This is a genomic window from Streptomyces sp. NPDC028722 (assembly GCF_040637655.1).
Classification (GTDB): Bacteria; Actinomycetota; Actinomycetes; order Streptomycetales; family Streptomycetaceae; genus Streptomyces.
Map to the genome: position 1 here is coordinate 112,142 of NZ_JBEZWU010000019.1, position 18,829 is coordinate 130,970.

Sequence of the window (18,829 nt, forward strand, 5' to 3'; positions counted from 1 at the left end):
GGTGGGGCCGGGCGTCCACGGTCGGGGGGCCGGCGCCCCGCCGCGCGTCGCCCTGCCCCGGTTGTCGGTGTCACCTGCCACAATTGCCGCGCAACCTCAGTGGAGAAGGCGGTACGGGCTCGTGACGACACCCGGTTCCCTGGCAGCAGGGTCCATCGAAGGCAGGATCGCCGAGGAACTCGGCGTACGGGAGCGGCAGGTGAAGGCCGCGGTGGAACTGCTCGACGGCGGATCCACGGTGCCCTTCATCGCCCGCTACCGCAAGGAAGCGACCGAGATGCTCGACGACGCGCAGCTGCGCACGCTCGAGGAGCGGCTGCGGTATCTGCGGGACCTGGAGGAGCGGCGGACCGCGATCCTGGAGTCGGTGCGCGAGCAGGGCAAGCTGACCGAGGAGCTGGAGGCCCGTATCCGCGGCGCTGAGACCAAGGCGCGCCTGGAGGACGTCTACCTGCCCTACAAGCCCAAGCGGCGCACCAAGGCGCAGATCGCCCGGGAGGCGGGTCTGGAGCCGCTGGCGGACGGGCTGCTGGGCGATCCCACCGTCGATCCGGCGGCCGCCGCGGCGGCGTTCGTCGACGCGGACAAGGGCGTCGCCGATGCGCAGGCCGCGCTGGAGGGCGCGCGGGCGATCCTCACCGAGCGGTTCTCCGAGGACGCCGACCTGATCGGTGAGCTGCGCGAACGCATTTGGGTGCGCGGACGGCTGGTCGCGAAGGTGCGGCAGGGCAAGGAGGAGGCGGGCGCCAAGTTCGCCGACTACTTCGACTTCGCCGAGCCGTTCACCGCGCTGCCCTCGCACCGCGTCCTGGCGATGCTGCGCGGCGAGAAGGAGGAGGTCCTCGACCTCGTCCTGGAGCCGGAGGAGCCCACGGAGGGCCCGTCCTCGTACGAGGGTGTCGTCGCCGCGAGGTTCGGCATTGTGAACCGGGGCCGCCCGGGCGACAAGTGGCTCAACGACACGGTCCGCTGGGCCTGGCGCACCCGCCTGCTGGTGCACCTCGGCATCGACCTGCGCCTGCGGCTGCGTACGGCGGCCGAGGACGAGGCGGTGAACGTGTTCGCCGCGAACCTCCGCGACCTGCTGCTGGCCGCGCCGGCCGGCACCCGCGCGACGCTCGGCCTGGACCCCGGTTTCCGCACCGGTGTGAAGGTCGCCGTCGTCGACGCCACCGGCAAGGCCGTCGCCACGGACGTGATCCACCCGCACGTGCCGGCCAACAAGTGGGACGAGGCCATCGCCCGGCTGGCGGAACTGGCCCGGGAGCACGCGGTCGAGCTGATCGCGATCGGCAACGGCACGGCCTCCCGCGAGACCGACCGGCTCGCCGGCGAACTCATCGCCCGGCACCCCGAGCTGAAGCTCACCAAGGTGGTGGTGTCCGAGGCGGGCGCGTCCGTGTACTCCGCCTCGCAGTACGCCTCCCAGGAGCTGCCCGGCATGGACGTGTCGCTGCGCGGCGCGGTCTCCATCGCCCGGCGCCTCCAGGACCCGCTGGCCGAACTGGTGAAGATCGACCCCAGGTCGATCGGTGTCGGCCAGTACCAGCACGACCTGTCCGAGGTGAAGCTGTCCCGCTCGCTGGACGCGGTCGTCGAGGACTGTGTGAACGGCGTCGGCGTGGACGTCAACACCGCGTCGGTGCCGCTGCTGTCACGCGTCTCGGGCATCTCCGCCGGGCTCGCCGAGAACATCGTCGCGCACCGGGACCAGAACGGTCCCTTCGTCTCCCGCGCGCAACTACGGAAGGTGCCGCGCCTCGGCCCGAAGGCGTACGAGCAGTGCGCGGGCTTCCTGCGCATCCGGGGCGGCGCCGACCCGCTGGACGCCTCCAGCGTGCACCCGGAGGCGTACCCGGTGGTGCGCCGCATGGTGAAGACCACGGGTCAGGAGGTGGCCTCCCTCGTCGGCAACACGGGCGCCCTGCGCTCGCTGCGGCCCGCCGACTTCGTGGACGACACGTTCGGTCTGCCGACCGTCACCGACATCCTCAGGGAGCTGGAGAAGCCCGGGCGTGATCCGCGTCCCGCCTTCCGCACGGCCACCTTCAAGGAGGGCGTGGAGAAGATCTCCGACCTGTCCGCCGGGATGATCCTGGAGGGCGTGGTGACGAACGTGGCCGCGTTCGGCGCGTTCGTGGACGTCGGTGTCCACCAGGACGGTCTGGTGCACGTGTCGGCGATGTCGAAGACGTTCGTCAAGGATCCACGCGATGTCGCGAAGCCGGGTGACATCGTCCGGGTGAAGGTCCTGGACGTCGACATTCCGCGCAAGCGGATCGCGCTGACCCTGCGCCTGGACGACGAGGCGGCATCCCAGGGCGAGGACGGCGGCAGGCCGCAGCGGGGCGGCTCCCGGCCGCCCCAGCAGCGGCAGAGCGGCGGCGGCCAGGGACAGCGGCAGGGCGGTGGCGGCCAGGGCCGGCGCCAGAGCGGCGACCAGGGCAAGAGGCAGGACCGTGGGAGCGGTGACCGGGGCGGCCGGCAGGCGCCGGCACCGGCCAACGGCGCCATGGCCGACGCCCTGCGCCGCGCGGGCCTGCTGAACCCGAAGAAGCGCTGACCGGCCGGGGCCGGAGCCACCCGGCTCCGGCCCCGCGGAGCATCCGGCCCCTCGGCCGGCGCCCTGCGGCGGCATCCCGCTGGGGATCACCGGCCACTGGAGTGACGGCCGCCCCCCGGGGGGGTGGTTCAGCGCTCGGTCACCTTGCCGGCCGCCACCTCCAGGCGTCGGGTCACCCGGACCGCGTCCAGCATGCGCCGGTCGTGGGTGACCAGCAGCAGGGTGCCCTCGTAGGCGTCGAGGGCCGACTCCAGCTGCTCGATGGCCGGCAGGTCCAGGTGGTTCGTCGGCTCGTCCAGGACCAGGAGGTTGACGCCCCGGCCCTGGAGCAGGGCGAGCGCGGAGCGGGTGCGTTCGCCCGGGGAGAGGGTCGCCGCCGGGCGCAGGACGTGGCCGGACTTCAGGCCGAACTTGGCGAGCAGCGTGCGGACCTCCGCCGGTTCCGTGTCGGGCACGGCCGCGCAGAAGGCGTCGAGCAGGGACTCGGGCCCGTGGAACAGCTTGCGGGCCTGGTCGACCTCGCCGACCAGGACACCGGAACCCATGGCCGCGTGCCCCGCGTCGAGCGGGACCCGGCCCAGCAGGGCGCCGAGCAGCGTGGACTTGCCCGCACCGTTGGCCCCCGTGACCGCGACCCGGTCGGCCCAGTCGATCTGCAAGGACACCGGGCCGAGGGAGAAGCCGCCGCGCCGCACCTCGGCGTCCCGCAGCGTCGCCACGACCGCGCCGGAACGCGGCGCGGACGCGATCTCCATGCGCAGGTCCCACTCCTTGCGCGGCTCCTCGACCACTTCCAGGCGCTCGATCATGCGCTGGGTCTGGCGGGCCTTGGCGGCCTGCTTCTCGCTGGCCTCGCTGCGGAACTTGCGGCCGATCTTGTCGTTGTCGTTGCCGGCCTTCCGCCGGGCGTTCTTGACGCCCTTGTCCATCCAGGACCGCTGCGTCTGGGCGCGGTCCTGGAGGCCGGCCCTCTTGTCGGCGTACTCCTCGAACTCGTCGCGGGCGTGCCGTCGGGCCACGTCCCGCTCCTCCAGGTAGGCCTCGTAGCCGCCGCCGTAGAGGTTGATCTGCCGCTGGGCGAGGTCGAGTTCGAGGACCTTGGTGACCGTGCGGGTGAGGAACTCCCGGTCGTGGCTGACGACGACCGTGCCCGCGCGCAGGCCGGTGACGAACCGCTCCAGACGTTCCAGGCCGTCCAGGTCCAGGTCGTTGGTGGGCTCGTCCAGGAGGAAGACGTCGTACCGCGACAGCAGGAGGGACGCGAGTCCGGCACGGGCCGCCTGGCCGCCGGAGAGCGAGGCCGTCGGCTGCTCCAGGTCCACGGCCAGACCGAGGGAGGAGGCGACCTCCTCGGCGCGTTCGTCCAGGTCGGCGCCGCCGAGACCGAGCCACCGTTCGAGCGCGGTCGCGTAGGCGTCGTCGGCACCGGGCGCACCGTCGACCAGCGCCTGGGTGGCCTCGTCCATGACCCGCTGGGCCTCGGCGACGCCGGTGCGGCGGGCCAGGAAGTCCCGGACGCTCTCTCCCGGCCTGCGCTCCGGCTCCTGCGGCAGGTGGCCGACGGTCGCGGCCGGCGGGGAAAGCCGCAGCTCGCCCTGCTCGGGCGGGGTGAGGCCGGCGAGCATCCGCAGCAGGGTCGACTTGCCCGCGCCATTGGCGCCGACCAACCCGATGACGTCGCCGGGCGCGACGACCAGGTCGAGCCCGGCGAACAGGGAGCGGTCGCCATGGCCGGCGGCGAGGTTCTTGGCAACGAGGGTGGCAGTCATCAGACGTCGATCCTAATGGCCGTACGTGCCTGGGCCGGCCCCGTTTCCGCCGCTCACCGGCGCGCGGGGCATGCCTGCGCGGCCCTTCGACCACCGTCGGCCGCGGGGTGCCGCCGGACACGCGCGGGGCCTATCGTCCTGCCGTGGACAGCGAGCCGAGTGACGAAGTGATCGTGGTCGGAGGCGGGATAGCCGGGCTGACGACGGCCGTGCTGCTGGCCGAGGCCGGGCGGCCGGTGCGGGTGTGGGCGCGGGAGCCGGCCGAGCGGACGACCTCCGCGGTCGCGGGCGGCCTGTGGTGGCCGTACCGCATCGAACCGGAGCCGCTGGTCGGCGCCTGGGCGCTGCACTCCCTGACGGTGTACGAGGAGTTGGCCGCGCGGCCCGGGGAGACGGGCGTACGCCTGGTGGAGGGCGTGCACCACGGAGCGCGGCTGGACGAGCTGGGTGCGTGGGCGGGCCGGGTGCCGGGGCTGCGGGCGGTGGCCGGTGGGCTGGCGGCGCGGCTGCCGGTCATCGACATGCCGGTGCATCTGGCGTGGCTGCGGGACCGGCTGGTGCGGGCGGGAGGGGTGGTGGAGGAACGGGAGGTGACCGACCTGGCCGCGGTGCCCGCCACCGTGGTGGTCAACTGCGCCGGTCTGGGCGCCCGTTCGCTGGTGCCGGATCCCGCGGTGCGTCCCGTGCGCGGGCAGCTGGTCGTGGTGGAGAACCCGGGCGTCACGACCTGGTTCACCTCCGTCGACCACTCCTCGGCCGCCTCCGCTTACTTCATCCCGCAGCCGGGCGGGCTGCTCCTCGGCGGTACGGCGGAGGAGGACGACTGGTCCCTGGCGCCGGACCCGGACACCGCCGCGGCGATCGTCGCCCGCTGCGCGGCGGTCCGGCCGGAGATCGCCGGGGCCCGGGTGCTCGCCCACCGGGTGGGACTGCGCCCGGCCCGCGACGCGGTACGGCTGGAACGCCGGCCCCTGCCGGACGGCCGCGCCCTGGTGCACAACTACGGCCACGGCGGCGCCGGCATCACCGTGGCCTGGGGCTGCGCCCGGGAAGCGGCCGAACTGGCGTTCCCGGGGGCGTGAGCGGGCGCGACCGGTCGAGGGCGTACCCGCCCCCTGAGCGGACCTTGCGAGCGGTGTGCCTGGAGTTCCCGGCCGCGGTGGGCGGGTCTCCTGGCCGTGTGGCGGCCGCACCGGCCGGGTGGCGGACGTACCGGCCGGGTGGCGGGTACCCCCGGCCGCCCGTGGTGCCGGCAGGCGGCCGGGGTCGTGGTCGGCGGGCGGGTGGGCCGGTGTCAGGCCGCCGGGAGGTGCCGGACGGCGTGGGGTGCGCGGACGCCGGACAGGGGCGCCGGCGCGGGAGCCGTGGCGCTGCCGGACGTGGCACGGGCGAACGCCGCCGCACCGCCGGCCACCGGGAGCCGCGCGCTCGTACCGGACAGGTCCAGCGTGAGCGTCGGCCCGGCCGCCGGGGGCGGGTCGATGAGGTCGCGGTCGGTGCCGGCGACGATCAGCGCCAGCCGGTGCCCGGCGGGCACGACGTGGTCGGTGGCGGCGAGGTCGAGGGTCATCGTGTACGGCTTGCCGGGGGTGAGCGGGACGCCCTTGTCCAGGGAGGCGTGATGCCCGAGGTCGGCCCAGCCGCGGCTGAACACGGTGTAGTCGACGGCGGCCGTCCTGGCCTCGGTCTCCTTGAAGCAGGCACTGTCCCCGGCCGTGCTCGCGCCCCAGCAGGTGCGGTCGGTGAGGGTGGTGATGCCCTCGGCGCCGTCGGCGTAGTCGCGGATGGTGTCCGGGCCGAGGTCGACCAGCACGGCGGACAGGTGGGCGGAGGTGGTGGTCGGGGTCGCGGTGACCGTCACCCGGGAGGAGCCGGACAGGCGCAGGTCGCGGGTGAGCGGTGCCGTGAGGAACCCGGCCTTCTCGGGCGTGGGCGTGGTGAGGTGCGCGGCCCAGTCGGTCTCGCTCAGCCGCGGGTCGTCGGTGAAGGTCTCGGTGCCGGTGGCCGGGCGCAGCCCGAGCGTGCCGACGCCGGCCCGGGCGCCGGAGGCCGGGTGCAGGACGGCGGTGCGGGTGGTGCGCGGGGGCCAGGCCGCCGAGGTGACCCACTGGTCGGGGTGGCGTTCGACGTCGGCCATGGGCTCGCGGTCGATGCCGTTGTCGTAGCCGAGGAGTTCGTGGTCGAACCAGCGGTGCAGGGTGTCGACCCAGGCGCCGCGCCGGTAGTCGAACGGGTCGACGTGACCGGTCTGCGACAGCCAGATCTTCCGCTCGACGCCGTGCTTCGCGAGGGCGTCCCACCACTGGCCGAGGTGCTTGGTGCGGACGTTGAGGTCCTGCATGCCGTGCACGAGGAACACGCTGGCGCGCACCTTGCCCGCGTCCTTGACGTAGTCGCGTTCGCTCCACAGCGGGGTCAGGTCGCCGCTGCGTGGGCTGCCGTCGGCGAGCTTGCGCTGGACGGCGGCGCAGTGGGCCTGCGCGTCGTCGCTCTCGACGTAGCCGGCCAGTTCGGCGGGGCCGCCGTCGTAGAGGGGGGCGCCCTGCGCGAAGTAGTAGTCGTACCAGGAGGAGATGGCGCTGATCGGGACGATGGTCCTCAGGCCCTTGACGCCCGTGGCGGCGACGCCGTTGGCGATGGTGCCGTCCCAGCTCTTGCCGATCATGCCGGTTCTGCCGTTGGTCCAGCCGGTCCGCACCGTGGTGTTGCCGGTGCGGCTGGTGTAGGCCCGGGCGCGGCCGTTCAGCCAGTCGACGACCGCCTTCGCGGACCGGATGTCGGAGCGCCCGCCCACGTCGACGCAGCCGTCGGAGCGGTCGGTGCCGGCCAGGTCGACGCCGACGAAGGCGTAGCCGCGGGGCACGAAGTAGTTGTCGTAGAACAGCGGCATCTGTACCACGCGGCCCTGGGCGTCGTACGTCTTGCGCTGGCTCTCGTTGCCGCGTCCGCAGCAGGAGTAGTACGGGCTGGCGTCCATGATGACCGGCACCTTGCGGCCCTGCCGGGCGGGTTCGGCGGGGCGGACGATGTCGGCGGCGACGCGGTCGGTCCGCCCGTCGCGGTCCTCGTCGAGGCCGGTGTCCACCCAGACGGATTCGCGGACGGCGTCGGCGTAGGAGTAGACGGGTCTGCTCTCCCGGGGCGTGGCCTGCGCGCCGGCCGGGGCGAGGAAGACGGCCGTCAGGGCGGCGACGGCGGCGATGACGAGCGTTCTCCGGAGTGTGGAGCGCGTGCGTTTCGGCATGCGCGGACGGTACCGCCGCCAACTGCCGTGCAGAAGAGGGCTCTCCGGGGCCCGTGACGGCTGAATGGCGATCGTGTGACGGCAGGGGTCATGGACAGGTCAGTGGCCCCAGGGAGTGAATAGGCTCCGGACAGACTCTTCCGAACCGACTGGCACTCCCGACGATCTGGAGCTGACGTGCACCGCAGAATCATCGCGCCGGGCGCCCTGGCGGCGGCCTCCCTCCTGCTGGCGATCCCGGCATCGGCCGCGAGCTACTCCCCCGGCACACCGGGCATCGGCGACCCCTACTACCCGGACTACGGCAACGGCGGCTACGACGTCTCCCACTACGACCTGAGACTCCGGTACCAGCCGGCCACGGACGAGCTGGAGGGCACCGCGACGATCCTGGCCAGGACCACCCAGGACCTGTCCAGCTTCGACCTGGACTTCCTGCTGGACGTCAGCGAGGTGCGGGTCAACGGCGCCGAGGCGGCCTTCACGGCCTCCGGCCCGCACGAACTGGTCGTCACCCCGAGGACCCCGCTGGCGAAGGGCACACCGGTCACGGTCGTCGTCCGCTACAGCGGGGTGCCGTCGACGAAGAGCGCCTACGGGTTCACCACCTGGCACCGCACCCCGGACGGCGCGGTGGCCGCCGACGAACCCGAGGCCGCCTGGTGGTGGTTCCCGAGCAACGACCACCCGAGCGACAAGGCCACCTACGACGTGTCGGTGGCCGTGCCGGACGGCACCCAGGCCATCTCCAACGGCACGCTCCAGTCGACCGCTTCGAAGCTGGGCTGGACGCGCTACAACTGGCGGCAGGACAAGCCGCAGGCGACCTATCTGGCCACCCTGGCGCTCGGCAGGTTCGACATCACCACCGGCACCTCCGACGGCGGGGTGCCCGTCATCAACGCCTACAGCAAGGACCTGGGCGACAACGACGGGGCCGCGCGGGCCAGTGTGGAGCGCACCGGGGAGATCGTCGACTGGCTGAGCGGCTACTTCGGGCCGTATCCCTTCAGCTCGGCGGGCGGCTACGTGCCGAACACCACCACGGGGTACGCGCTGGAGACGCAGAGCCGGATCTACTACAGCCCGAAGCAGTTCGCGAACGGCTCCAACACCTCCGTGGTCGTGCACGAGCTGGCCCACCAGTGGTACGGCGACGACGTGTCGCTGAAGGGCTGGAAGGACATCTGGATCAACGAGGGCTTCGCCCGGTACGCGCAGTGGCTGTGGTCCGACGCGGAGGGCGAGGGCACCACGCAGGAACTCGCCGACTACGTGTACGCCTCGCACCCGGCCGACGACCCGTTCTGGACGGTGCGGCCCGGCGACCCGGGCCCGGACGAGCAGTTCTCCGCCGCCGTCTACGACCGGGGCGCCCTGGCCATCCAGGAGCTGCGCGACGCCATCGGTGACGACGCGTTCTTCGCGGTCCTCAAGGGCTGGCCCAAGACGCACGCGTACGGCAACGCCTCCGTGGCCGACTTCCAGAAGTACGCCGAGCAGGTGTCCGGCAAGCCCCTGTCCGCGCTGTTCGACACCTGGCTGTTCCAGCCGTCGAAGCCGGCCGCGCCCGCGGCCCGCGCGCTGGCGGGGACGGGCACCGGTACGGCGGTGGCGCAGCCGAAGTCGTGGAAGAAGATCGAGGCGACGAACGGCGTGCACGGGCACTGACCCGCGCGGCCCGGAGGAACGCGGCGGCGGAGGCGTCGCCCGCGCCGTGGGTGTCGGCCCACCGACGCGGGCGGGGCCGCCGCCGCTGTCCGGCCGGCCGGCCGGCCGCCGGACGGCTACTTCGCGGCCGGGGCGTCCGTCGTGTCCCGGCCGGTGTTCCGGGCCACCCGGCGGCGGACGCCGAACCAGCCGGCGACCAGCATGACGGCGATCACCGGAATGAGCAGCAGGGTCTTGCGGCCCACCTCGGGGTCGTTCCACATCAGACCGAGGCAGACCATGAGGAAGGTGATCGTGGCGATCTCGGTGACCGGGGTGAACTTCAGCTGGAAGTGCGGCCGCGTCACCTGCCCGGCGCGGGCGCGGCGGACGAAGACCACGTGACAGATCATGATGATCACCCAGGTGCTGATGATGCCGAGGGAGGCGACGTTCAGCACGATCTCGAAGGCCTGGTCGGGCAGCCGGTAGTTCAGGACGACGCCGAGGACGCAGACCGCGCAGGTCAGCAGGATGCCGCCGTAGGGGACCTGGCTGCGGTTCATGCGGGCGGTGAACTTCGGGGCGGAGCCGGCCGTGGCCATGGAGCGCAGGATGCGGCCGGTGGAGTACAGCCCGGAGTTGAGCGAGGACATGGCGGCGGTCAGCACCACCAGGTTCATCACGTCACCGGCCGCCGGGATGCCGATCTTGGACAGCACGGTCACGAACGGGCTCTGGTCGGCGGAGTACACCGAGCCGGGCAGCAGCAGCGCGAGCAGGACGACCGAGCCGACGTAGAACAGGCCCACGCGCCACATGATCGAGTTCACCGCGCGCGGGACGATCTTCTCCGGCTCGGCGGTCTCGCCGGCGGCCACACCGACCAGTTCCAGGGCGGCGTAGGCGAAGATCACGCCCTGCATGACGAGGACGACCGGCATCAGGCCGTGCGGGAAGACGCCGCCGTGGTCGGCGATCACGCTGAGGCCGGGCTTGGTGCCGTCCACGTCGTGCTGGGTGGCCAGCAGGAAGATGCCGATGAGCATGAAGCCCACGAGGGTGGCGACCTTGATGATCGCGAACCAGAACTCCATCTCACCGAAGATCTTCACCGAGATCAGGTTCACGGCGAGGACCACCGCGAGGGCGATCAGCGCCAGCACCCACTGGGGGACGGAGGTGAACATGCTCCAGTAGTGCGCGTAGAGCGCGATCGCGGTGATGTCGGCGATACCGGTGGTCGACCAGTTCAGGAAGTACATCCAGCCGGCGACGTAGGCGCCCTTCTCGCCGAGGAACTCGCGCGCGTACGACACGAAGGAACCGGACGACGGGCGGTACAGGACCAGCTCGCCGAGGGCCCGGACGACGAAGAAGGCGAAGATGCCGCAGACCAGATAGGCCAGGGCGAGCGCCGGGCCCGCGTTGTGCAGGCGACCGCCGGCGCCCAGGAACAGACCGGTGCCGATGGCGCCACCGATGGCGATCATGTTGACGTGGCGGGCCTTGAGTCCCTTGCTGTAACCGGCGTCGCCCGCGTCCGCGGGCGTCCGGGCCACCTCGGGACGGTCGGCGGCCTGTGCTATGTCCACGGCGTCCTTGCTGCTCACGGGTGGTTTTCACTTCCTGGTGCGCCCGGACCTCGTGGGCCGGGGTTCGTGCAGGTCCTGGCCCGCACCACCCTGGTGTGTCGCGGCACAGACCAAGACAGCAGCTTTCCAGAGGGTTCCGTCGGCACGCGGTGACCCACGTCACATAGCGTCCTTTCTCACAGGCCCGAAGCCCGGGAAAGCAGACGTCACGGGGCGTTTCACCGCGGCGCGTGAGGTGTTACAGCGTTGGTGGGACAGCGATACTGCTGCACATGACGACCGAGACCACGGAGCAGACGGATCGGGGCGGGCCCACGCTGACGATCGACGAGCTGGCCGCCCGGGCGGGCGTCACCGTCCGTACCGTCCGCTTCTACGGCACGAGAGGACTGCTGCCTCCTCCGGCGCTCGGTCCGCGCCGGGTCGGGCACTACGGACCGGAGCACCTGGCGCGTCTCGCCCTGATCGACGAGCTGCAACGGCAGGGCATGACGCTGTCGGCGATCGAACGGCATCTGCGCCGGCTGCCGCCGGACCTGAGCGCGCAGGACCTCGCCATCCACCGTGCGGTGGTGGCCTCCTGGGCGCCGGACACGGTGGAGACGGTGACGCGGGAGGAACTGAGCCGGCTCGCGGGACGGGAGCTGAGCGACGCGGACGTGGACCGTCTTGCCGCCCTGGACGTGGTCACGTCCGAGGACGGTGGCTACCGGGTCGACGCGGGACTCCTGCGGCTGGGCGTCGAGCTGCTCGACGTACCGCTGTCCCAGGACGTGGTCCTCGCGGCCCGGGAGGTGCTGCTGGAGCACTCGCGCGCGGCGGCGCGGGAGCTGTCCCGGCTGCTGCGCGAGGCGGTGTCCGAGCTGGCCGCTCAGGACGTGAAGTCGCTGACGGCCCACATGCACCCGCTGGTGGTGCAGGCGCTGCTCACCACGTTCCAGCGCTCCCTGCGGCAGGAGCTGCGCGGCTGGCTGAGCGATTCCCAGGAGAGCGGCGAGGACAGGGAGGACGGGCAGGACGGGCAGGACGACGGGAACGGGCGGGGCTGAGGAGGCGGGGGCGCGCCGCGCCTGCGGGCCTGCGGGTCGGCAGGCCCGCAGGCCAGCGGGTCAGCGGGTCAGCGGGCGTCGGTGAAGGTCTCCCCCTGCTCGGCCTTCGTCACGAGCAGCGCGGGCGGGGTGAACCGCTCGCCGTAGCGCTCGGCCAGCTCGCGCGCGCGGGCGACGAACCCGGGCAGGCCGCCTTCGTAGCCGTTGATGTACTGAAGGACGCCACCGGTCCAGCCGGGGAAGCCGATGCCCAGGATCGAGCCGATGTTGGCGTCGGCGACGGAGATCAGGACGCCCTCCTCCAGGAGGCGTACGGTGTCGAGGGCCTCGGCGAAGAGCATGCGTTCCTGCATGTCCCGGAACGGGATCTCGTACCCGGCCGTGGTGAAGTGCTCGCGCAGGCCGGGCCACAGTCCGGCCCGCTTGCCGTCCTCGGTGTAGTCGTAGAACCCGGCGCCGCCGCTGCGGCCGGGGCGGCCGAACTCGTCGACCATGCGGTCGATGACCGCCTCCGCCGGGTGCGCCGTCCAGGTGCCGCCCGCCTCCTCCACGGCCCGCCGGGTCTCCTCGCGGATCTTGCGCGGGAGGGTGAGGGTCAGCTCGTCCATGAGGGACAGCACCTTGGCCGGGTAACCGGCCTGGGCGGCGGCCTGCTCGACGGAGGCGGGCTCGATTCCCTCGCCGACCATGGCGACGCCCTCGTGGATGAAATGGCCGATCACCCGGGAGGTGAAGAAGCCGCGCGAGTCGTTGACGACGATCGGCGTCTTGTTGATCTGCCGGACCAGGTCGAAGGCGCGCGCGATGGCCTCCTCGCCGGTGCGCTCCCCCTTGATGATCTCGACCAGCGGCATCTTGTCGACCGGCGAGAAGAAGTGCAGCCCGATGAAGTCGGCCTGGCGCTCGACGCCCTCGGCGAGGGTGGTGATGGGCAGCGTGGAGGTGTTGGAGCACAGCAGCGCGTCGGGGGCGACGACGGACTCGGTCTCCTGGAACACCTTGTGCTTGAGGGCGGTGTCCTCGAAGACGGCCTCGATGACCGCGTCGCAGCCCGCGAGGTCGGCCACGTCGGCGGTGGGCGTGATCCGGGCGAGCAGCGCGTCCGCCTTCTCCTGGCTGGTACGGCCCTTGGCGACGGCCTTGGCGCACAGCTTCTCGGAGTAGCCCTTGCCCTTGACGGCCGCTTCCAGGGAGACGTCCTTCAGCAGGACGTCGATGCCGGCGCGGGCGCACGAGTACGCGATGCCGGCGCCCATCATGCCGGCGCCGAGGACGGCGACCTTGCGGACCGGGCGGGGCTCGATGCCCTGGGGGCGGCTGACGCCGGAGTTGACCGCCTGGAGGTCGAAGAAGAACGCCTGGATCATGTTCTTCGCGGTCTGCCCGGTGACCAGCTCGGTGAAGTAGCGGGTCTCGATGGTGATCGCGGTCTCGAAGTCGACCTGGGAGCCCTCGACGGCGGCGGCCATGATGTTGCGCGGGGCCGGATAGGGGGCGCCGCCCGTCTGCTTGCGCAGGCTGGCGGGGAACGCGGGCAGGTTGGCGGCGAACTTGGGGTGGGCCGGGGTGCCGCCGGGGATCTTGTGACCGGGGACGTCCCAGGGCTGGTGCGACTCGGGATGGGCGTCGATGAAGGCGCGGGCCTTGGCGAGCATCTCCTCCTCGCTCGCGGCCACCTCGTGGACGAGGCCGTTCTCCTGGGCGCGCCGGGGGGTGTACTGGGTGCCCTGGAGCAGCACCTTCAGCAGTGCGTCCGTGATGCCCATCAGCCGTACCGTACGGGTGACGCCGCCGCCCGCGGGCAGCAGGCCGAGGGTGACCTCGGGCAGGCCGATCCGGGAGCCGGGGGCGTCCAGGGCGATGCGGTGGTGGGAGGCGAGCGCGATCTCGTAGCCGCCGCCGAGGGCCGCGCCGTTGATGGCGGCGACGACCGGCTTGCCGAGGGTCTCGATGCGGCGCAGCGCGTTCTTGATCTCGGTCGCGGTGTCGAAGACCCGCTGGGCGTCCTCGGGGCGGGCCTTGATCATGTCCTTGAGGTCGCCGCCGGCGAAGAAGGTCTTCTTGGCGGAGGTGTAGATGATGCCGCGGATGGAGTCCTTCTCGGCCTCCGCGCGCGCGGCGACCGCCGTGACGGAGGCCCGGAAGGCCTGGTTCATGGTGTTCGCGGACTGGTTCGGGTCGTCCAGGACGAGGGTGACGACACCGGTGTCGTCCTGCTCCCAGCGGATGGTGGTGCTCTCGGTCATGACAGTCGTCTCCGTTGAAGTCGCTTGTTTCCGCAGGGAGTTCAGATGCGCTCGACGATGGTGGCGACGCCCATGCCGCCGCCCACGCAGAGCGTGGCGAGGCCGTAGCGCTTGTCCTGGCGCTCCAGTTCGTCGATGAGCGAGCCGAGGATCATCGCGCCGGTCGCGCCGAGCGGGTGGCCGAGGGCGATGGCGCCGCCGTTGACGTTGACCTTGTCCAGGGACAGGCCCATGTCCCGCACGAAGCGCAGCACGACCGCGGCGAACGCCTCGTTGATCTCGACCAGGTCGATGTCGTCGATGGTGAGGCCGGCCTTGGCCAGGGCCTTGCGGGTGGCGGGGGCGGGGCCGGTGAGCATGATGGTGGGCTCGGAGCCGGAGACGGCCGCGGAGACGATCCGGGCGCGGGGGGTCAGGCCGTGGCGCTCGCCGACCTCCCTGGAGCCGACCGCGACGAGCGAGGCGCCGTCCACGATGCCGGAGGAGTTGCCCGCGTGGTGGACGTGGTCGATCGTCTCCACCTGGTGGTACTTCTGGAGCGCGACCGCGTCGAAGCCGCCCAGTTCGCCGATGTCCGCGAAGGACGGCTTCAGCCTGGCGAGGGAGTCGGCGGTGGTGCCGGGGCGCATGTGCTCGTCGTGGTCGAGGACGACCAGGCCGTTGCGGTCCCTGACGGGCACGACCGAGCGGTCGAAGCGCCCTTCCTTCCAGGCGGTGGCGGCGCGCTCCTGGGACAGGGCCGCGTACTCGTCGACGTCCCGGCGGGAGAAGCCCTCGATGGTGGCGATCAGGTCGGCGCTGATGCCCTGGGGGACGAAGTTGACGGCGAGGTTGGTCATCGGGTCGTTGAACCAGGCGCCGCCGTCGGAGGCCATCGGGACGCGGGACATGGACTCGACACCGCCCGCGAGGACCAGGTCCTCCCAGCCGGAGCGGATCTTGGCGGCGGCCAGGTTCACGGACTCCAGGCCGGAGGCACAGAAGCGGTTCTCCTGCACGCCCGCGACCGTGTCCGGCAGTCCGGCGGCGATGGCGGCGATCCGGGCGATGTCGGCGCCCTGGTCGCCGACGGGTCCGACGACACCGAGCACGATGTCGTCGATCGCGGCCGGGTCCAGGCCCGGGAAGCGGTCGCGGATCTCGTGGATGAGGCGGACGACCAGGTCGATGGGCTTCGTGCCGTGCAGGGCGCCGTTCGCCTTGCCGCGCCCGCGCGGGGTGCGGATCGCGTCGTACACGTACGCTTCGGTGCTCACTGGTGTGCCTTTCGGGAGGGTGGGCCGAGCGGGTGGGCGGGGTCAGCCGCCGTCGGTGACCAGGTCGTCGGTCGGGCGTGCGGGTATGCCCCAGTCCCGGGCGACCGTCTCCGTGTCCGCGCCGGGCCGGGCGGGGCCGCCGCGGACGGTGGTGGGCGTCGCGGAGAATCGGGGCGCGGGGGCGGGCTGGGTGATGCCGTCGTGGTCGGTGAAGGTGCCGCGGGCGGCCAGGTGCGGGTGGTGCGGGGCCTCGCGCAGTGTCAGTACGGGTGCCACACAGGCGTCGGAGCCCTCGAAGACGGCGGTCCACTCGGCCCGGGTACGGGAACCGAAGCGGGCGGCGATCCGTTCGCGCAGCTCGTTCCAGCGGGCCGGGTCCGTGCGGGCGGGTGCCAGGTCGTCCAGGCCGAGCAGGCGCAGGAACTCGTCGTAGAACTTCTCCTCCAGGGCGCCGACCGCCATGTGGCCGCCGTCGGCGGTCTCGTAGGTGCCGTAGTAGGGGCAGCCGCCGTCCAGCAGGTTGGCGGCGCGCCGGTCCTGCCAGGCGCCGGAAGCGAGCATGCCGTGGATCATCGTGGAGAGGTGGGCCGTGCCGTCGACGATGGCGGCGTCGACCACCTGACCGGTGCCGGTCGCGCGCGCGTGGTGCAGGGCGGCGAGGACGCCGATGACGAGGTACAGGGAGCCGCCCGCGTAGTCCCCGAGGAGGTTGGCGGGGGCGGCCGGGGGTTCGCCGGGGCGGCCGGTCATGCCGAGCGTGCCGGTGAGCGCGATGTAGGCGATGTCGTGGCCCGCGCGCCGGGCGAGGGGGCCGTCCTGGCCCCAGCCGGTCATGCGGCCGTAGACCAGCCGGGGGTTGCGGGCGTGGCAGTCCCCGGGGCCGATGCCGAGCCGCTCGGCGACGCCCGGGCGGTAGCCCTCGACGAGGATGTCGGCCCGCTCGGCGAGGTCCAGGACGCGTGCGGGACCGTCCGGTGCCTTCAGGTCGACCATGACCGAGCGCTTGTTGCGGTTGGTGACGTCGTACGCGGGGTCGATGGCGAGGCCGGGGCCGCCCGGGCGGTCCACCCGGACCACGTCGGCGCCCAGATCGGCCAGCAGCATGGCGGCGAACGGGCCCGGTCCGATGCCGGCCAGCTCGACCACGCGCACACCGTGGAGCGGGCCGGCGCCCGGCGTCGGCGTCCCTGCCGTTGTCATGCGACCAGCTCCCGGAGCGTGTGTGACACAACTGATGTAACACCGATGATGCTAAGAACGCGCTCCACCGGGCACAAGACCTGAACGAGCAAGCGCTTAGCCGAGTGCCCGTCCCGTTCACTCCTCACCCGGGAGAGTGACGCGCCCCCCGACGCCTCTCCGGCGCGGGGGCTCCGCAGGGCATTACCGGCCACCGCCATCGCTTCCTCCGGGTGACGTGTCGGACTGCGCACACCTCACGCTAGCCTCAGCCACCGACAGCGGCGCGGGCTGCGCGACGGGCCGCACGAACCGAGGGGTGTCATGAGCAGGCTGAACAGGACAGACCGTCCCTACGACCTCGTGCTCTTCGGAGCCACGGGCTTCGTCGGCACGCTCACGGCCCGGTATCTCGCCGCGCACGCGCCGGAGGACCTGCGCTGGGCCATCGCCGGCCGCGACGAACGCAGGCTGGAGGAACTGCGCGAACAGCTGCCCGGCGACGCGGGCCCCGGTGTGCTGCGGGCCGACGTCACCGAACCGGCCACCCTGCGCGCCCTCGCCGAGCACGCGCGCGTGGTCGCCACGACCGTGGGACCCTACGTGCTGCACGGCGAGGAACTCGTCGCCGCCTGCGCCGACACGGGGGCCGACTACCTGGACCTCACCGGAGAGCCGGAGTTCGTCGACCTGATGTACGTCCGGCACGACGCACGCGCGCGTGAGACGGGCGCGCGTCTCGTGCACGCCTGCGGGTTCGACTCCGTACCGCACGATCTCGGCGCGTACTTCACGGTCCGGCAGCTGCCGGAGGGAGTCCCGCTGACCGTGGACGGCTATGTGACGGCCGACGCCGCCTTCTCCGGCGGCACCCTCGCCTCGGCGCTGAACCAGCTGGCCCGGGGACGGCACATGCTGGGCGCCGCCCGTGAGCGGGCCCGGTACGAGCCGCGGCTGCCGGGCCGCCGGGTGACGGCGCCGACGGGCGTGCCGAGGTTCGCCGGCGAGGTCGGCGCGTGGGCGCTGCCGCTGCCGACCATCGACCCGCAGATCGTGCGCCGTTCGGCGCGGGCGCTGGAGCGGTACGGCCCGGACTTCCGCTACCGGCACTACGCCGCCGTCCGGCGCCTGCCGGTCGCCCTCGGCTCGGTCGCCGCCGTCGCCGCGCTGACCGCGACGGCCCAGCTGCCGCCCGCCCGCCGCTGGCTGTCGGACCGGCTCCGGCCGGGCGACGGACCCAGCGCGCAGAAGCGGGCGAAGAGCTGGTTCCGGGTGCGGTTCGTCGGCGAGGGCGGCGGGCGCCGCGTGTTCACGGAGGTCGCGGGCGGCGACCCCGGCTACGACGAGACGGCGAAGATGTTCGCCGAGGCGGCTCTGAGCCTGGCCTTCGACGACCTGCCGCCGACGTCCGGACAGGTCACCACGGCCGAGGCGATGGGCGACGCCCTGACCGAGCGGCTGCGCGCCGCCGGAATCACCTTCCGGGTGGCGGCGGAACGCTAGCGCCTGTCGCCCTGATCCTGCCGCGGCCGTCCGGAACCGGCGTGATCCGGAGGAAAGGCCGTGACGGCTTCCCGCAGGGCCTGCCGGCACAGGGCGTCCGCCCGGCGCGTGGTCTCGGGCAGCCGGTAGCGCGGGGTGAGCGCCAGGGTGTGTGCCAGGGCGGTGCCGAGGCTCACCCGGTGGCCGGCCGAGACGAACACCGGCTTGACGCCGTCCCGGGTGCGCAGGGCGCGCCCGACCTCCTCGGCCCCGTCGAGCAGCGGTGCGGAGCTGCCCCGCGCCGGTGCCGGGTCGTCGTAGGTGAAGGTGAACGGGTTCTTGGCGACACCGATGGTCGCCAGGTCCGTGAGCACGCCGAGATGGCTCGCCAGGCCGAAGCGGCGCGGATGGGCCACCCCGTAGCCGTCGCAGACCACCAGGCCGGGCGGGCACGGCAGCCGGTCAAGGGCGGCCCGCACGGTCGGGATCTCGCGGAAGGCGAGGAGCCCCGGCACGTACGGGAAGGAGACGCGGCCCACGGCCGTCGCCTCGGCGACGACCTCCAGGGTCGCGGCGTCCAGCACGACGGCCGCCGCCGCGACGAGGTCCAGGCCGTCGTCGTAGGCGACGTCGACGCCCGTGACCCGGCCCGTACCCGGCGGCGGTCCCGGCTCGTCGAGGACCACCCGCCCGCGCAGCCCGTCCTGTACGGCACGGGCCTCTTCCTCGGTCGCGGGCCAGCCCGCGGGTACGCCGACGATCGTCATGGTGGGCGACTGTACGGGCCCGCCGCGGG

12 protein-coding genes are annotated in these 18,829 nt (G+C 72.8%); 5 read left to right on the top strand and 7 right to left on the bottom strand.

The window, feature by feature from the left end:
* Positions 1-121 precede the first annotated feature (121 nt).
* Entirely contained in the window at positions 122-2,563 is a 2,442-nt protein-coding gene (locus AB0F03_RS26205; RefSeq protein ID WP_361996143.1) for a Tex family protein, read from the top strand.
* A gap of 128 nt (positions 2,564-2,691) precedes the next feature.
* Here the strand turns inward: AB0F03_RS26205 and AB0F03_RS26210 are convergent, their stop codons facing one another.
* A complete protein-coding gene (locus tag AB0F03_RS26210) occupies positions 2,692-4,332 on the bottom strand; it encodes an ABC-F family ATP-binding cassette domain-containing protein (RefSeq protein WP_361996145.1) in 1,641 nt (546 codons plus the stop codon).
* A gap of 143 nt (positions 4,333-4,475) precedes the next feature.
* On the opposite strand from AB0F03_RS26210, the gene AB0F03_RS26215 reads away from it, so the two are divergent.
* The gene (locus tag AB0F03_RS26215; protein WP_361996147.1) at positions 4,476-5,414 is read left to right on the top strand and encodes an FAD-dependent oxidoreductase; all 939 of its coding nucleotides are present in this window, start codon (positions 4,476-4,478) and stop codon (positions 5,412-5,414) included.
* A gap of 212 nt (positions 5,415-5,626) precedes the next feature.
* Here the strand turns inward: AB0F03_RS26215 and AB0F03_RS26220 are convergent, their stop codons facing one another.
* Positions 5,627-7,576, bottom strand: coding sequence for a Xaa-Pro dipeptidyl-peptidase (locus tag AB0F03_RS26220; RefSeq protein ID WP_361996149.1), 1,950 nt, complete (start codon positions 7,574-7,576; stop codon positions 5,627-5,629).
* 177 nt (positions 7,577-7,753) lie between these two features.
* Here AB0F03_RS26220 and AB0F03_RS26225 point away from each other — a divergent pair, with 177 nt between their 5' ends.
* Entirely contained in the window at positions 7,754-9,247 is a 1,494-nt protein-coding gene (locus AB0F03_RS26225) for a M1 family metallopeptidase (RefSeq protein ID WP_361996151.1), read from the top strand.
* A 116-nt stretch (positions 9,248-9,363) separates the two neighbouring features.
* Here the strand turns inward: AB0F03_RS26225 and AB0F03_RS26230 are convergent, their stop codons facing one another.
* Positions 9,364-10,839, bottom strand: a complete 1,476-nt coding sequence (locus AB0F03_RS26230; protein WP_361996153.1) for an amino acid permease — start codon at positions 10,837-10,839, stop codon at positions 9,364-9,366.
* A gap of 254 nt (positions 10,840-11,093) precedes the next feature.
* Here AB0F03_RS26230 and AB0F03_RS26235 point away from each other — a divergent pair, with 254 nt between their 5' ends.
* The gene (locus AB0F03_RS26235; protein WP_361996155.1) at positions 11,094-11,870 is read left to right on the top strand and encodes a MerR family transcriptional regulator; all 777 of its coding nucleotides are present in this window, start codon (positions 11,094-11,096) and stop codon (positions 11,868-11,870) included.
* 68 nt (positions 11,871-11,938) lie between these two features.
* Here the strand turns inward: AB0F03_RS26235 and AB0F03_RS26240 are convergent, their stop codons facing one another.
* Genes AB0F03_RS26240 through AB0F03_RS26250 form a run of 3 tightly spaced genes read right to left on the bottom strand, consistent with a single transcriptional unit; the run spans position 11,939 to position 16,572 of the window.
* Complete coding sequence (locus AB0F03_RS26240; protein ID WP_361996157.1) at positions 11,939-14,116, bottom strand: 3-hydroxyacyl-CoA dehydrogenase NAD-binding domain-containing protein; 2,178 nt, start codon at positions 14,114-14,116, stop codon at positions 11,939-11,941.
* 41 nt (positions 14,117-14,157) lie between these two features.
* On the bottom strand, positions 14,158-15,372 hold the full coding sequence (locus tag AB0F03_RS26245; RefSeq protein ID WP_361996159.1) for an acetyl-CoA C-acetyltransferase: 1,215 nt from the start codon (positions 15,370-15,372) through the stop codon (positions 14,158-14,160).
* A 42-nt stretch (positions 15,373-15,414) separates the two neighbouring features.
* Positions 15,415-16,572, bottom strand: coding sequence for a CaiB/BaiF CoA-transferase family protein (locus tag AB0F03_RS26250; protein ID WP_361996161.1), 1,158 nt, complete (start codon positions 16,570-16,572; stop codon positions 15,415-15,417).
* Between the two features lie 303 nt (positions 16,573-16,875).
* Between AB0F03_RS26250 and AB0F03_RS26255 the strand changes: the two genes are divergently transcribed.
* On the top strand, positions 16,876-18,054 hold the full coding sequence (locus tag AB0F03_RS26255) for a saccharopine dehydrogenase NADP-binding domain-containing protein (RefSeq protein WP_361996162.1): 1,179 nt from the start codon (positions 16,876-16,878) through the stop codon (positions 18,052-18,054).
* On the opposite strand, the gene AB0F03_RS26260 is transcribed toward AB0F03_RS26255, so the two are convergent.
* Entirely contained in the window at positions 18,051-18,800 is a 750-nt protein-coding gene (locus AB0F03_RS26260; protein WP_361996164.1) for an endonuclease V, read from the bottom strand. The two genes, AB0F03_RS26255 and AB0F03_RS26260, sit on opposite strands and share 4 nt — an antisense overlap.
* Positions 18,801-18,829: the final 29 nt, after the last annotated feature.

Excerpts from the sequence above, each read along its gene's own strand:
- AB0F03_RS26240 (WP_361996157.1), bottom strand. The coding sequence starts at position 14,116 with ATGACCGAGAGCACCACCATCCGCTGGGAGCAGGACGACACCGGTGTC.
- AB0F03_RS26235 (WP_361996155.1), top strand. The coding sequence starts at position 11,094 with ATGACGACCGAGACCACGGAGCAGACGGATCGGGGCGGGCCCACGCTG.
- AB0F03_RS26255 (WP_361996162.1), top strand. The coding sequence starts at position 16,876 with ATGAGCAGGCTGAACAGGACAGACCGTCCCTACGACCTCGTGCTCTTC.
- AB0F03_RS26220 (WP_361996149.1), bottom strand. The coding sequence starts at position 7,576 with ATGCCGAAACGCACGCGCTCCACACTCCGGAGAACGCTCGTCATCGCC.
- AB0F03_RS26210 (WP_361996145.1), bottom strand. The coding sequence starts at position 4,332 with ATGACTGCCACCCTCGTTGCCAAGAACCTCGCCGCCGGCCATGGCGAC.
- AB0F03_RS26250 (WP_361996161.1), bottom strand. The coding sequence starts at position 16,572 with ATGACAACGGCAGGGACGCCGACGCCGGGCGCCGGCCCGCTCCACGGT.
- AB0F03_RS26260 (WP_361996164.1), bottom strand. The coding sequence starts at position 18,800 with ATGACGATCGTCGGCGTACCCGCGGGCTGGCCCGCGACCGAGGAAGAG.